Here is a 14,163-nt window from a genome sequence, read left to right on the forward strand (position 1 = left end):
CTATCCTTGGGACGACGATGTGGATTGCGAAGCGGGGGCCTGCAAAATGGGAGCGGGAATGTAGGTCAGTCGCAATACGAAGGGGACCATCACCAGCGCCAAGACGCCCAGGACGCGATAGGCATCCGCGACCGACAGTACCAGTGCCTGCTGGGCGATGACTCCCATCAGTTGAGCGGGCTCCAGGGCAAGCGGAACGGAGTTGCCTACCAATGCAGCGTGATCCAGCAGCATTTCCGCGTGGACCCGCTGACTCACGGTCACAAGTTGCCCAACCACGGCGCCCCCGATTAGCGACCCCAGGGCGCGCAGCGTGTTGATGTTCCCCGACACATACGGGCCTTCGCTGGGGTGCACGACACTGGTACCCAGGAACAGCAGCGAGACGACCGCCATGGGCTGGCCAAAGGCTTGCAGCGTCTGCGTCAGCACGAACTGGTCGCGGTTCCAGTCGGAAGTCAGTTGCGCGCCAAGGAAGCACGCCAGGCCGATCAATAGCAGGCCGCCCGCGAACACGAATCGGGCATCGACCCATTTCCGGTACAGGAACAGCGCCACCACGGAACCCAGGGCGAGTTGAGGCAGCGCGACGATCAGCCCGATCGGTGCCATCTGAAGCGGTCGGTAGCTCTGCAGTGGCCCGAGAAAGGTCATTGGCAACATCACGCCGGAGGTCAGCACGACCAGAAGGCAGATGAACAAGGTGAAGCCCAGCGCCAGGTTGCGGCGGCTGAGCATCTGCAACTTGATGAACGGCGTGGGGTGATACCACTCCGTTAGCAGATAGGCCCCCAGCAGCGTCAGCCCGGCCACCAGCGAGACGACGATGAGGGGTGAATTGAACCAGTCCAGCCGAACGCCCTGATCCAAGGCGACGGCAATCAGGCCGAATGCCGGTGCGCCGAAGGCCATACCGGGCCAGTTGGCCTGCGGGAAACGGTCTGTCTGGATGGGGTCTTTGGGCAGGCCCCATCCGATCGTCAAGGCGGCAATCGCCGCGAGCGGAAGAATCTGCCAGTACACCCAGCGCCAATCGAACAGGCCATCCGTCCATTGCCCCGCCAGCCAGATCGAGAGATTGGGCGAGAAGGTGGCCGTCAGTGCATACAGCGCCAGTCCGTGCAGTCGGATGGGGGGCGGCAGAAACTTCAACGCCGCCATCATCAGCACGGGAATCATTGTGCCGCTGGCGATGCCCTGCAGAAACCGCATGGCCAGCAGCAGATCGAGGTCATGGATGAAGGGGATGCACACCGCCAGCAAAGTGCACGTGCCAATCATCCACAACTCGAAGCGGCGCACTGAAAGCGTGACGGCGAACCACGCTGAAAATGGCATGGCGATCACTTCGCCCGCGCTATAGACGGTGGTGAGCCAGGAGGCATCGTCCAGGCCGAAGCCCAGCGCGCCACGCACGTCGGCCAGTGCCAGCGCGCCCACGCGGTTGTTCAGTCCGGCCATCATGGCCGCGATGAGGATGCCGACCAGTCCCGCAATCGCCCGCTTCGGAGGGGCTGCCGCAGCGGTTGCCGCGGGCGGCGGCGCCGTCGACGACTGCGACGCTGCGGCGCTCATTGGTCAACCTTCGATTGCGAGGTGGCCGACGACACAGCGGTCGTCAGCGACGCGTCGCCGCCGGTCTGCTGCTCGGAAGAGAATGCGCCGGGGTCCCAGCCACCGCCCAGGGATTTGTAGAGATTGACCAGGGTGAGCGCGGCGTTGGTCGCGCTGGCATTGAGGCTGGTCTGGCTTGCGAGGACACCGCGCTGTGCGGCCAGGACGTTCAGGTAGTCGGCAGCGCCTTCCTGATAGCCGCGCTCGGCAGCATGCAGCGCCTGCTGGTTCTGCTCGTACGAAACCACCAACTCGGCATGGCGGTTCTGCTGGGCTGCCCAGGCGTCCAGGGCGTTGTCCACTTCATGCCAGGCTTGCAGCACCGTCTGCCGGTAGCCGATGGCGGCAGTTCTTTGCCGTGCCTCGTTCAGCGCCAGGCGCTGCTTCAGACGCCCGCCCTGGAAGATGGGAAGATAGACCGTGGGGCCGACGGAGAAGAACCGGGAATCCCAACTGTCGAGGTCGTTGAACTCGAAGGCTTCGACGCCGACCCTGCCTTTGAGGCCGATTCGCGGGTAGAAATCGGCTTTGGCGACGCCGATGGCTGCCGTCGCAGCATGGAGCTGGGCTTCGGCGCGCTGTATGTCCGGCCGCCTGTGCGCCAATTCGGAGGGCAGGCCCACCGGCACATTGGAAGGAAGCGACGGCAGAGGCATCGCTTCAAGCAACTGCGCATCGAGGGCGCGCGGCTGCTCTCCCAGCAGCAATGCCAGGACGTTCATCAGCGTGTTGCGGCGCTGGACCAATTCGGGTACCAGCGCCTCGACCGTTGCCAGTTGCGCGCGCGCCGAAGCGGTTTCAAAACGTGTGGCGACGCCATTGCGCTCACGGCTTTCGGCAAGGCGGAGCGTGCGATCGGCAACCTCCAGGTTCTGCCGGGTGATGTCCAGTTGCGCTTGCGTGCCGCGCAATTGGAGATAGGTACGGGCCACCTCGGCGGACAGGGCCACGCGTGCCGCCTCGCGCTCATACACCGTGGCCTCGAAGGCGGCCGCGGCGCTTTCGCGCGATCGACGCGCGCGGCCCCATAGGTCGAGTTCCCAACTGGCGTCGAATCCCAACTGCCAGAAGTCGCTCGCGCTCGTCGGAGCACCCAACGCGGCAAACTTGCCGTGCTCGCTGATGGCCTCGCGGGAATAGCCCGCCGAAGCACCCACACTGGGCAGCAGCAGCGAGGAGGCAATCCCCAACTGCGCCCGACTTTGCTCGATGCGCTCGGAAGCCATCTGCAGGTTCAGGTTGCCCGCCTGCGCACGGGCTTGCAGATCCGCCAGTACGTCATCGTTGAACAACGTCCACCATGAAGACGGGAAGTTCGCGGCGGATGTCTCCTGAGCCTGCGCGTAGTCCGCCCTGGGCGACAGTTGAACGGCTGCGAGCCTGTCGTCGGGTTTCACGAAGTCAGGACCAACCGCGCAACCGACCAGGGAGATCGTGCAGAGTGCCGTGCCTGCCTGTCGCAGCAGTTGTGAGAGCAGCGGTTGTGACGTCATGAAAGTTCACCCAATATACGAATAGTACCGAACCGCTCGGTTTGACATAAAAGAAAAGTTAACCAGCAGTTCAAATAAATTCCGAGCATCCTCATAACTTCGGATGCTCAGCGGCGGCGTGGTTGAGTTTGACCGTACCGAGCGGTTTGGTACTATACCGATTTCGGGGCGTTGTGTCAAAACACCCCAAGCAGGTGCGATGCATGGATCAAGCCATGACCGCCATACCGCCGAGCGGCGGACTGGTTGGTTGTGGCATTGTGATCGCCGAAGGCCGCGCTTGCGCAGGCTCTTGCAGAGGCATTCACTCTGGCCAGCCTGGCAGGCCATACAAACGGTGGTGGCCGACTAGCTGACCAACGCAGCGGCGGCACGCAGCGCCTGAAATTGGCGTAGGCGTAGTAGCAAAATTTCTCGAGCGAATCGGCGCAGCGCTGGACGCCATCACCACGGCGGGCCTTCTGATGACCTGCATCACTTCGAGCGGCGTCAGCACAGCGCGGTTTCCCCTGCCGCGACGCCATCAGGCGCCCGGAGCACGGGGCGAGTTGGTGGCCGGAATAGTTGCACGGCACGCCCAGATCGGTCGTGGTACCGAGCGTTTCGGGGGGCGCTATTCATCCATCCATCAGCTCCAGCACAGCCTGCACGAGCCGGCTCTCCGGATCTTCGAAGCCCGCGACTGCCGTGAAATGGTTGCAGTTGTGCTGATCCAACTGGCGAACCTGTGCGCCTGCGGCGCGCCAAGCATCGGCAAAGGCAGTCGACTGGCGCTGAAAATCTGGAGGCTCGTCGCCGCCGACGGTGATCACCAGAGGGAATCGCGAGGTATCGGTCGGCACATGGAACAAGGGACTTTGGCGAAAAATGGTGTCGTGGTCTAGTTGGAGCTTGGGCTGCAACCACGAATAGCGGAACGGTGTCAGGTCGAAAAGTCCACTAACAGGGACATCGCCTTTGACGAGGTCTGGCGGTAGACCATAGTCAGCTTGCCAATCAGTGAGAGCGATCATGCCGACTTGATGGCCGCCTGCGGAATGGCCGGCGACGTAAATTCGGTCTGGATCAACGTTGTAGCGCTGCGCGTTACGGTACAACCAAGCCACGGCAGCGCGGCTCTGTCGGATGATTTCATCGATCGATGCCTTGGGGCACAGGTGTAGTTGGTCACCGCCACGGTTACGCCGTGCGGTACAAGTCCGCGCGCCATAAGGCTCCATTCCTTGCTGGTAGTCGAGCTCCACCAGCCACCGTGGATAAAGACGACGAGAGGCGAGCCGGTGCGACTGGACGGAAAAATGTCGACAGTCTCATCCACGGTGGGACCGAAGCGCTCGTCCAGATAGCAGTCCAACTCGCTGCGCGCCAGCTTGCTGTGCGCCAGCTTGCTGTGCGCCAGCTTGCTGTGCGACGTGACCCATTCCCAGATGGCGCGCATATCCTGGGGCGCCTCGCAGTCGCATTGGAGGTCGATTTCTTCTTGCGTAGTGAACTCCCGATACAGCTTCATATGTAGTCTCCTGTGGATCGGCTCAATAGGTTCGGCATGGGTAATGCGTTTTCCCAAACGCCTAGAGCGGAGCGAGTAGCTGCTCCCCGATGCCATTCGTCTAACCGCTAGCTACGTTGTCGTCTGTTGTGCCAAATCGAGCGCCACATCGACGATCATGTCTTCTTGCCCACCAACCATACGACGCTTGCCAAGCTCCACCAGAATATCGACCGTCTTCAGACCATACTTGTGACCGGCGGCCTCGGCGTGCCGCAGGAATGAGCTGTAGACACCGGCATAGCCGAGCGCGAGCGTCTCTCGATCAACACGCACTGGACGATCTTGCAGAGGGCGAACGATGTCATCGGCGGCATCCATCAATCTGTACAGGTCCGTACCATGCTGCCAGCCCATGCGTTCCGCGGCGGCGATGAATACCTCCAACGGCGCATTCCCGGCACCCGCGCCCATGCCAGCCAGGCTTGCGTCGACACGGATAGCGCCTGCTTCTACGGCCACGATGGAATTGGCCACGCCGAGGCTGAGATTGTGATGCGCATGAATCCCAATGGCAGTTTCCGGCTGCAAGACTTCACGCAGCGCGAGAACACGATCTCGAACATCGTTCATGTTCATCGCGCCGCCGGAATCGACGACATAGCAGCAGGTCGCGCCGTAGCTTTCCATGAGCTTGGCCTGCTCAGCCAGAGCTTGCGGCGAGGACATGTGACTCATCATTAGGAAGCCCACCGTGTCCATGTCCAGCTTGCGAGCGAGTTCGATGTGCTGGCGCGACACATCGGCTTCAGTGCAGTGGGTGGCGACACGCACGATGCGCGCGCCGGCGTTGTACGCGGCCTGCAGATCATGCACGGTGCCTATGCCTGGCAGCAGGAGTGTCGCGATCTTGGCGTGCTTCACAACATCGGCTACAGCTTCGATCCATTCCACGTCGGTGTGAGCGCCAAAGCCGTAGTTGAAGCTCGAACCCTGAAGGCCATCCCCGTGCGCGACCTCTATGGAGTCAACGCGGGCCTCGTCCAGCGCCAGGGCGATCTGACGTACCTGAGGCACAGAGTATTGATGGCGGATAGCGTGGCTTCCATCGCGCAAAGTGACGTCGGAAATATAAAGCTTGGACGCTGCGGCGTTCCCGTTGATGCTCATCGTTGTGCTCCTCGTTCAGGCGGCGACCGTCCCGGCCGTCATCCGTGCTGCCATTTGTTCGGCTGTGCGAAGGCCGGCGCTGGTCATGATGTCGAGATTTCCCGCGTAAGCCGGCAAGTAGTGCGCTGCGCCTTCGACTTCCAGGAAAATGCTGGTTTTCAGGCCGGAGATGCGGCCCACGCCTGGCACGTTCAGGTTCTCGACACGATCAAACTGCACGGTCTGCTTCAATCGATATCCTGGCACGTAGCTCTGGACATCGGCGGCCATCCGGGCAACCGAATCGGCAATAGCTGCTTCGTCAGCCACGTCGCTGAGCGTGTACACGGTGTCGCGCATGATCAAGGGCGGATCGGCGGGGTTCAACACGATGATGGCCTTGCCTTTCGATGCGCCACCCACAACTTCAATGGCCTTTGAGGTTGTCTCGGTGAACTCGTCGATGTTGGCCCGAGTCCCTGGCCCGGCACTCTTACTAGCGATAGAAGCCACGATCTCGCCATAGTGGACCTGGGTCACGCGAGAGACCGCGGCTACCATGGGGACAGTTGCCTGGCCGCCGCAAGTCACCATGTTGACGTTCAGCGCATCCAAGTTCTGTTTGCCATTGACTACGGGGATGCAGTACGGACCGATGGCGGCCGGCGTCAGGTCAATGACGCGGATACCGGGTTTGTACTTGCGCAGCAGTGCATCGTTGTGGACGTGAGCCCCGGCGCTCGTAGCATCGAACACGAAGTCGATTTCCTCGAAGATGGGCAGACGCGTCAAACCCTCTACACCTTCGTGTGTGGTGCCTACGCCCAGGCGAGAAGCACGGGCAAGACCGTCCGAGGCAGGGTCGATCCCCACCATGGCCCCTACTTCGATGTGACGGCCGTGACGCATGATCTTGATCATCAGGTCCGTGCCGATGTTTCCGCTGCCGATGATGGCGGCTTTGAATTTTCGGGTCATAGAGAACTCCAGATATAGACGCTGCAAGTGCGGTGGTGCGCTTGACGCGCAAGACCCCAATCAAACCAGTTGAAAGCTAACGCTCCCCAAGCCCTGCATGCGCATCGAAATGTGCTGACCGGGATAGATCCACTCCGCGGGCGTCGCCCCCCCGGCCAGAACGATCCAACCGGCCTCCAAGGGTTCGTTCGCAGCGGCCGAAACCCGCGCTGCGGCGACCAGCGAGCGCAGCGGATCGCCGAGCAGCGCCGCCGTGGAGCCGACCTGCACGGCGCGGCCGTCCAGGCTCATGACCAGCCCCAGGTTGCCGAAGTCCGTGGCCGGCGAATGCCAGCCGCCAACCACGAAGCCGCTGGAAGACGCGTTGTCCGCGATGACCTCCGGCAGCGTGAACTTGAAGTTCTGATAGCGGGAGTCGATCACCTCCAAAGCAGGTGCAATCGCTTCGACCGCCGCCAGCGCCTCGGCTCCGGTGACATTGCCCGCCAGAGGCTTTTTCAGCAGGAATGCCAGCTCCGGCTCGACCCGGGGATGCACGAAACGCGAATGCTCGACATTGGAGCCCTCCTCCAATTGCATGGCGTCAGTCAATCGGCCCCAGATGACATCGGACAGCCCCATCTGAACCATCTTGGCCCGGCTGGTGAACCCCATCTTCACGCCGACACGCCGCTCGCCCCGCTCAAGTCGACGGGCGATGGAGCCGCGCTGGATCTCGTAGGCGTCGGGCAGGTTCAGTGTGTTGTCGGTGTCGAACTGTGGGACCTCGTGCGCGTATCTTGCGGCGTCGTCCAGGCGGATGATGATTTCTTCGTGCACGCTCATGCCGCAACTCCATTCATTTGGTTGGATTCAAACTCTGTGCGAACGCTTCCCACGCCATTGATGTGGCACTCGAACACGTCGCCCGGCTTGACCGCGACCATCGGGCCCAGCGCGCCCGAAAGGATGAGTTCGCCGGCACGCAGCGGCTTGCCCAGGCGGGACATGGTGCGCGCCAGCCAGACCACAGCGTTCAGGGGGGTGCCCAGGCAGGCCGCGCCTGCGCCGGTAGACACCGGCTCCCCGCGGCGCGACAGGCACATTCCTACCAAGCTCAGGTCCAGGCCACGGGGAGAAATCGGCGTCGATCCCAACACGTAGACTCCGCTCGAAGCGTTGTCGGCCACGGTATCGACGAACTTGATGTTCCAGTCAGCGATGCGGCTACCCACGATTTCCAGCGCTGGAACCACGTAGTCCACAGCCTGCAGGACCTCCTGGTGCGTAGGCTGCTCCGTGTCCAGGTCGCGGCCGAGGACAAAGCCGATTTCTGCCTCGACCTTCGGTTGATGAAGAATCGACAGAGGGATCGTCTCGGCATCGCCAAAGGACATGTCATCGAAGAGAGCACCGAAGTCGGGCTCGTCCACACCGAGTTGCTGTTGAACGACGACGGATGTCAGGCCGATCTTGCGACCGACCACGCGCCGGCCCAGCGAGATTCGCCGTTGTGTGTTGATGCTCTGGATCGCGTAAGCGTCGTCCACGTTCATGTCCGGGAACGTGTCGCGCAGGGGCGCGATCGGTTTGCCGCTTTGCATCGCCTGATAAAGAGACTGAGCGGCCTCTTCGCGTTGTTGTGGTGTCACGATAGAACCTTCCTCTATGCGTCTGGGGCCGGCGGCTTGTAGGCCACTGCCTTGATTTCGATGCGCAGCATCGGGTGAGGCAGCTGATGGACAGCCACCGTAGTGCGGGTTGGACCGTCGTAGCCGAAGTACTCGGCGTAAACCTCGTTGTAGCCCTTGAAGTCGCCCATATCGACCAAGTAGGCCGACAGCTCGACCAGATCCGTCAGATCCGCGCCTGCGGGCTGCAGGATGGCCCGGATGTTCTCGATGACCGCGCGGGTCTGCGCACGGATATCTGCATCCAGGACGCCCATGGGGTCGGCCTCGGCGCCGACAAAGCTGTTGTCGGGACGGCGCGAGCTGGTGCCTGAGACAAAAAGAAAATCGCCGGCGCGCTTGATGTGGGGAAACTTGCCGCGCGGCTGCGAGCGGCCTTCAACCACGGCCGACGATGTAGCGCCCGTGCTCACGGTCTTATCTGTCATGGGAGCCATCCGGCGCATCTACATGGATGCAGACATTCGTGAGCTCGGAATAGAAGTTCAGCGAGTGGAGCCCCCCCTCACGGCCGATACCCGACAGGCCGCTGCCACCGAACGGGGTTCGCAGGTCGCGCAGGAACCAGGCATTGACCCAGGCGACGCCCACGTTCATGGACTGCGCGACGCGATGAGCCTTGTTCACATTGCTCGTCCAGATCGTCGCGGCCAAGCCATAGGGCGTCGCGTTCGCGCGCTGGATAACTTCTGCCTCCGAGTCGAAGGGCGTGACGTGACCAATCGGCCCAAAAATCTCTTCCGTGACGCATCGTGCGTCGTCGGGCAGGCCGGCGAGTAGTGTCGGTTCAACCCAGAAGCCGCCATCGAGCTGGTTGCCGAAAGAGGGTGTTCCGCCGCCTGTGATGAACTCTGCGCCTTCCTCGCGCGCCAGCGCGTAGTAGCTGAGCACCTTGTCGCGATGGGCGGCAGAGATGACAGGCCCCATGCACGTCGCCTCGTCGGTGGGGTCACCGAGCTTGATCTGTTTCGCGCGTTCGGCAAGTGCCTTCACGAAGCGGTCATAGATTGGCCGCTCGACGAATATGCGCTCGGAGCACAGGCAGACTTGGCCGCTATTGAGGAATGCCGCGCGCGTCATGCCTGCCACGGTCTTGTCAAAGTCGCAGTCGGCGAAGATGATGGCGGCGTTCTTGCCGCCCAGTTCGAACGACACGGGCTTCACGCCTTCCGCAGCGGCGTGCATGATGGCGGTGCCCGTCTTCGACTCGCCCGTGAAGGTGATGGCATTGATGCCCGGATGCGTGGTGATGAACTCCCCAGCCGAGTTCGGGCCGAAGCCATGCACCAGGTTGAAAGCGCCAGCAGGTAACCCTACCGTCTGCATGACCTCGGCGAGCAGTGTGGCGGTTCCAGGCGTCTCCTCCGATGGCTTGGCCACCACCGCATTTCCGCAGGCCAGTGCGGGGGCGACTTTCCAGCTGAACAAGAGCAGCGGGAGGTTCCAAGGAGAAATGATGCCGACCACGCCCAAGGGCTTGCGCACGGCGTAGTTGATCGCATGGGAGCCGCCAGGCAGATCCGTGCGGAAGGTGTCCAGCGGGGCCGTCTTCAGAATATCCGCAAAGATGCGGAAGTTCGCGGCGCCCCGGGGAATGTCCAGTTTTGAGGCGAGCGACACGGGTTTGCCCGTGTCGCTGACCTCGGCGGTCAGGAAGTCATCGGCGCGTCGATCAATCTCGTCTGCAATGCGATACAGCATGTCGGCCCGATCCGAGACGCTGGCCGAGCCCCAGCCGCGGACGGCCCGATGGCCGGCCGAGACAGCCTCATCAACCATCTCCCTGGTGGCCTCGTGCACATCGGCGAAACGAACGCCGGTCGCCGGATTGATCCCTGCAAACCGCTTGTCGCTCTCGACGAACCGGCCATTAATGAAGTTTTTGTACTGCTTCAAAACGAATGCTCCTTTGGAGGCAAATTTGGGCTTGCGCCGCAAGCCCTGTCGATAATGCGCTACTGGACGTCAAACTGGACAATAGCGCCACCACTGCCGTAAAGCGGGGCATACTCATGCACCGTCGCCTTCTTGAAACTGGCGTTCATGGCACCGAGCAGCCAATAGAAGTGCTTGAGGCCCATGTCGGGGCGAGCCTCGGTGGAGTACTGCGGAAGGATCGCGCGAATCGCCTCGATGTCGCCGCTTTCCATGAGCGCCAGCACTCGCTGGTTCCACTTGTCATCGGCTTCGGACAGGATGTGGTCTTTCTCCAGATCGATGTTCTCGCGGAACGCACTGTTGGACAGGCCACCTATTCCCAGCACGGCCGCGCGCTTGTCCTGCAACGCAGCCGAGGCGATCGCGCCCAGTTGCTCCGTTTGCTCGGCGCTGTGGTACAGGTTGTTCGCTGCGATGACGACCGGCAGGCTGGCTGAGCCGAAACCCATCAGCGTCGTGGCGGTGATCGTTCCGGTGTCGATCGGGAACTGGTCGTAATCGACACCGCGTGTCTTGATCCCCGCAGCATTGCAGGCGTCTACGCAGCGCTGGGCCAGGGCGCAGTCCGAGTGGATGTCGAAGGCCTGCTCGCCGAATTCGTGCCAGTTTTCATCCACGTGCACGCCGGTGCTGCGCGCGCGTGTGATCCACAGCTGGTCAAGCACCGCGAACCATTGCGTTGAATAAACAAGCACGCAGTCGGGTTTCGATTCAGCAAGTGCTTTGCCGGCTCGCGAAAGGCCTTCGCGGATGCGCCCCCAAGGCGTGATATCGGGCCGCAACTGCGGCAGTGGGCTGCCGGGGAGGAGGAATGCAGAAACGATGGTCATGTTGAAGTCTCCTGCTTCTTATGCTTATGGTGGACTCAGGCGGCTTACGCCACGGACTCCAAACGGGAAAGGCCGACATCCTCAAGGTTCCACTCGATCACCGCGTTGCCAGTGCCGATGACGGTGCCGTAGCCATGTAGCTTGCCGGCCAGTTCGGGATAACCCATCGCTGCGTGCATCCAAGTGAATGCACCGGACTTGATTTCAGCAAAGGCTTCTTCGATGAACTGAGGGAGCAGTTCGAAGACTTCCTTCATGTGGCCCTTGCGCATGAGTTCGATCATGCGTACATCCCACAAGTAGCCGTCGTAGCGCTCCGGGTGCTCTTTGGACATGTCCTCAGGCAGCGCAGGCTCCTCATGGAAGTGCCAGTGCGACAGCGTATTGCTCGCCAGAAGGACTGCACGCCGCCCCGTCTTCCGAATAGCTTCTCGCGTGGCACGACCGAGAAGGTCCATCTCGCCCAGCCCCTCTTTGGTGTTGAGGTAGTACGGCGTGTTGTTGGCCGAGATCCCCACCACGGGGATATCCCATTGCGGGCGGACCATGTGCAGCGTGGTGATGGTCCCGTAGTCCACGCGGAAGCTCGGGTTGCGCATCATCTTGCTGACCAGACCCAGCTTGGTTGCTTCCTCGCAGCAGGCCTCGGCCAGTTCCACATCGACGTTCATGCCGAAGTCGTAGCGGAACAGATTCGGAAAGATGGGATCGACCGAGCGCCCCGTAAGCCGAGGTACGCCCAGGAAATGATGGCCCACCTGAGTGATCCAGTGCGGGGAATGGACGATCAGAACATCGGGCTTCAGATGCTCGATGTTCTCGCGCACTTGATCGTAGGCCCAGCGCAGCGGTTCCCAGCCGCCTTGCGACCTCGGTTCGTTCTGAGGCGGGTTCTCCCCATAGACCAGATGCGGCGGATGGGGCGCCAAGAGGCCGGACAGAATCTTGCCTTCGTTCATAGCAGTTCTCCTCAAATTGACAACTGAAACTCGATTTCCACCGCAGCACCCAGCGGGAGGGACTTCACGACCGTGAAGGTTCTGGCGGGTGGAGCGAGCTGAGTAAAAAATTCGCTCCACACCTCGTTCATGCCATCTGCTGCACCTTCGCCGGCGCAGTACACACGCGCCACCACAACGCGCTCAAGGGACCAACCTTGTTCCGCACAGAGGGCTTGGATATTCCTGAAGATTTGCCGGGTCTGCCCCGCAGCCGTTTCAGCGGCCAGGCCGCCCGTAGCCGGGTCCAGACCAACAAGCCCCGAGACATAGACATCCGAGCCAACCTGGACTGCAGGCGAATAGCGGAAGTGAGGGGGCGGGAGCGCGTCTGACCGTTCGATGCGCCGCAACAGAACCTGTGGCGTTGGCTTGATGGTTCGCATGGTTTACGCTGATCCTTTGATTGTCTGCGTCCGTATGAAACGTATACGTACTATCGTAAGGGGCGTCCACGCACCGGAATATAGGTGATAACCCTATGTTTATCGCCTCAAATACTCAAAAAAACCCCTCCTGGGTCCACTCTATAGTACGTACACGACGTATTGTCAATATGATGGGACCTATCGTAATATTCAGTACCTACCGCTACATACGACTGCCACCCGCAATGAATTCCAACTCGTCGTCTCGTGCTCTCACGAAGGAGGTTCAAGCCCTCCTTCGGCATTTCCGGCTTGAGGATGTGCCTTCCCACCTGCTACGCCGCGCACACTTCAAGGCCGAGGAGATCTTCGCCAATGCGTTTTCCGAGGAAGGGGTCACGCCACGGCAGAAGGCGACCCTGGTGTTGCTTTACCAGGAGCCAGGCCTCAGCCAGAGCGCGCTATCTGAACGCTTGGCGATGGATCGCAACACGGTGGCCGAGATGGTTCGACGGATGAGCAGCAGTGGTTTGATCGAGCGCAGACCATCACCCTCCGATGCTCGCGCCTACCAGCTCTACGTGGCACCTGCGGGAATCGAGTTGCTCAATCGAGTGATGCCACGCGATGGATCCGTTGAAGACCAGCTGCTCGCTCGCCTGCCAGAGGAGTACCGCGGCCTTTTCGTCAAGTGCCTACGCTTGATCGCCGAAGACAGTGATCGAGCCTGATCGGACGCGAGCAATTGAGCCGAGACATTCCCCCGCTCAGGTGGTGTTCCATCAATGAGCGTCAGTCAGTAGGCGTGAGTTCCATGTCATCGTCCATCCTCCGTCATTGCCGCTCGACAAAGTGACGGAGCACGATGGATGCGCGCCCGATGCCGGAGGAGACTGGCGGGACGGCGTTGCCCAGGCTGGCATCACGACCGGCGCTGTCGGCCCTGCTCCTGCTCTCCGGTCCTCGATTGGACGGCATGTGCACGCATGGTCCGGGCGATGACGCCGCCGCGTCATTCGCACAGTCCGTGTTCTACCAGAGTGGGCACGGCGTTGCATCGACGGAGCAATGGTTCTTCGTTCGAGCCCGTGCCTGCAATCACGCCCAAAACCCCGCATGGGCCTCATGTCCCTCCGACTTGCCACGTGTACCTTGCCCTGGCTCAATCTATTTACTATACTCGCAAGTCTGCTAAATGTGCTTGGTGCGCCATGGAAAGCTTCTTCACGCCGCTGCTCACTCATCCCGTCACCTTGGTGGTCGCCAAGGTCGTGCTGACCTTCGTGTTCTGGACGGCAGGCCTGTTCGGTGTCTTCAACTTCAAAGTCATTGTTCAGGAGATGATCGATGCAAACTTGCCATCGCCTCGCTTATTTGCGATTGCAACAATGGCTACCCAGCTCACTGGCTCGGCGCTGGTGATCACGAATTTCGCTGGACTTGGATGGATTGGTGCTTTTGGCTTGACGGTCTTTCTTCTTCTCACAATTCCCATAGGTCATCCTTTTTGGAAGTTCGAAGAACCAAAACGCACGGGTGAGTTTCATATCGCGCTTGAGCACATCACTGTCGTGGGTGGCCTCATGCTTGCGGGCATTCTTTCGACGCTGCCTTTGCCGTGATACGCAAAGCTGGA

Annotated in this window: 15 protein-coding genes; 2 read left to right on the forward strand and 13 right to left on the reverse strand. The window is 61.2% G+C overall.

Going from position 1 to position 14,163, the window contains the following annotated elements; translation table 11 throughout:
- The 13 genes from BXE_RS16185 to BXE_RS16240 all read right to left on the reverse strand — a co-directional run bounded on the left by BXE_RS16185 (window position 1) and on the right by BXE_RS16240 (window position 12,545).
- Complete coding sequence (locus tag BXE_RS16185) at window positions 1-1,575, reverse strand: MFS transporter (protein ID WP_011489329.1); 1,575 nt, start codon at window positions 1,573-1,575, stop codon at window positions 1-3.
- A complete protein-coding gene (locus BXE_RS16190; RefSeq protein WP_011489330.1) occupies window positions 1,572-3,107 on the reverse strand; it encodes an efflux transporter outer membrane subunit in 1,536 nt (511 codons plus the stop codon). Before BXE_RS16190 ends, BXE_RS16185 begins: the two co-directional genes overlap by 4 nt.
- Window positions 3,108-3,724: 617 nt before the next feature.
- Window positions 3,725-4,213, reverse strand: a complete 489-nt coding sequence (locus BXE_RS43675) for an alpha/beta hydrolase (RefSeq protein WP_231401701.1) — start codon at window positions 4,211-4,213, stop codon at window positions 3,725-3,727.
- Window positions 4,117-4,617, reverse strand: coding sequence for a hypothetical protein (locus BXE_RS47255; RefSeq protein WP_049782196.1), 501 nt, complete (start codon window positions 4,615-4,617; stop codon window positions 4,117-4,119). Before BXE_RS47255 ends, BXE_RS43675 begins: the two co-directional genes overlap by 97 nt.
- Before the next feature lie 111 nt (window positions 4,618-4,728).
- Window positions 4,729-5,766, reverse strand: coding sequence for a 4-hydroxy-2-oxovalerate aldolase (gene dmpG / locus BXE_RS16200; protein ID WP_011489333.1), 1,038 nt, complete (start codon window positions 5,764-5,766; stop codon window positions 4,729-4,731).
- Between the two features lie 15 nt (window positions 5,767-5,781).
- Window positions 5,782-6,723, reverse strand: a complete 942-nt coding sequence (locus tag BXE_RS16205; RefSeq protein WP_011489334.1) for an acetaldehyde dehydrogenase (acetylating) — start codon at window positions 6,721-6,723, stop codon at window positions 5,782-5,784.
- 60 nt (window positions 6,724-6,783) lie between these two features.
- The gene (locus tag BXE_RS16210; protein WP_011489335.1) at window positions 6,784-7,548 is read right to left on the reverse strand and encodes a 2-keto-4-pentenoate hydratase; all 765 of its coding nucleotides are present in this window, start codon (window positions 7,546-7,548) and stop codon (window positions 6,784-6,786) included.
- Entirely contained in the window at window positions 7,545-8,354 is an 810-nt protein-coding gene (mhpD, locus tag BXE_RS16215; RefSeq protein ID WP_011489336.1) for a 2-keto-4-pentenoate hydratase, read from the reverse strand. Before mhpD ends, BXE_RS16210 begins: the two co-directional genes overlap by 4 nt.
- Before the next feature lie 14 nt (window positions 8,355-8,368).
- Window positions 8,369-8,821, reverse strand: coding sequence for a RidA family protein (locus BXE_RS16220; RefSeq protein ID WP_038457523.1), 453 nt, complete (start codon window positions 8,819-8,821; stop codon window positions 8,369-8,371).
- On the reverse strand, window positions 8,811-10,289 hold the full coding sequence (locus BXE_RS16225; protein ID WP_011489338.1) for a 2-hydroxymuconic semialdehyde dehydrogenase: 1,479 nt from the start codon (window positions 10,287-10,289) through the stop codon (window positions 8,811-8,813). Before BXE_RS16225 ends, BXE_RS16220 begins: the two co-directional genes overlap by 11 nt.
- Before the next feature lie 59 nt (window positions 10,290-10,348).
- Window positions 10,349-11,161, reverse strand: coding sequence for a tRNA U-34 5-methylaminomethyl-2-thiouridine biosynthesis protein (locus BXE_RS16230; protein ID WP_011489339.1), 813 nt, complete (start codon window positions 11,159-11,161; stop codon window positions 10,349-10,351).
- 44 nt (window positions 11,162-11,205) lie between these two features.
- Window positions 11,206-12,120 carry a tRNA U-34 5-methylaminomethyl-2-thiouridine biosynthesis protein gene (locus BXE_RS16235; protein WP_011489340.1) on the reverse strand — a complete coding sequence of 305 codons (915 nt, stop codon included), beginning with the start codon at window positions 12,118-12,120 and terminating at the stop codon, window positions 11,206-11,208.
- An 11-nt stretch (window positions 12,121-12,131) separates the two neighbouring features.
- On the reverse strand, window positions 12,132-12,545 hold the full coding sequence (locus tag BXE_RS16240) for a RidA family protein (RefSeq protein ID WP_011489341.1): 414 nt from the start codon (window positions 12,543-12,545) through the stop codon (window positions 12,132-12,134).
- A gap of 227 nt (window positions 12,546-12,772) precedes the next feature.
- Here BXE_RS16240 and BXE_RS16245 point away from each other — a divergent pair, with 227 nt between their 5' ends.
- Both BXE_RS16245 and BXE_RS16250 read left to right on the forward strand, forming a co-directional pair.
- Window positions 12,773-13,258 carry a MarR family winged helix-turn-helix transcriptional regulator gene (locus BXE_RS16245; protein ID WP_020205767.1) on the forward strand — a complete coding sequence of 162 codons (486 nt, stop codon included), beginning with the start codon at window positions 12,773-12,775 and terminating at the stop codon, window positions 13,256-13,258.
- Between the two features lie 480 nt (window positions 13,259-13,738).
- Window positions 13,739-14,149: a DoxX family protein gene (locus BXE_RS16250; RefSeq protein WP_020205766.1), complete on the forward strand. Its 411-nt coding sequence runs from the start codon at window positions 13,739-13,741 to the stop codon at window positions 14,147-14,149.
- Window positions 14,150-14,163 lie beyond the last annotated feature (14 nt).

Source organism: Paraburkholderia xenovorans LB400, from assembly GCF_000013645.1.
In the GTDB taxonomy this organism is placed as follows: Bacteria; Pseudomonadota; Gammaproteobacteria; order Burkholderiales; family Burkholderiaceae; genus Paraburkholderia; species Paraburkholderia xenovorans.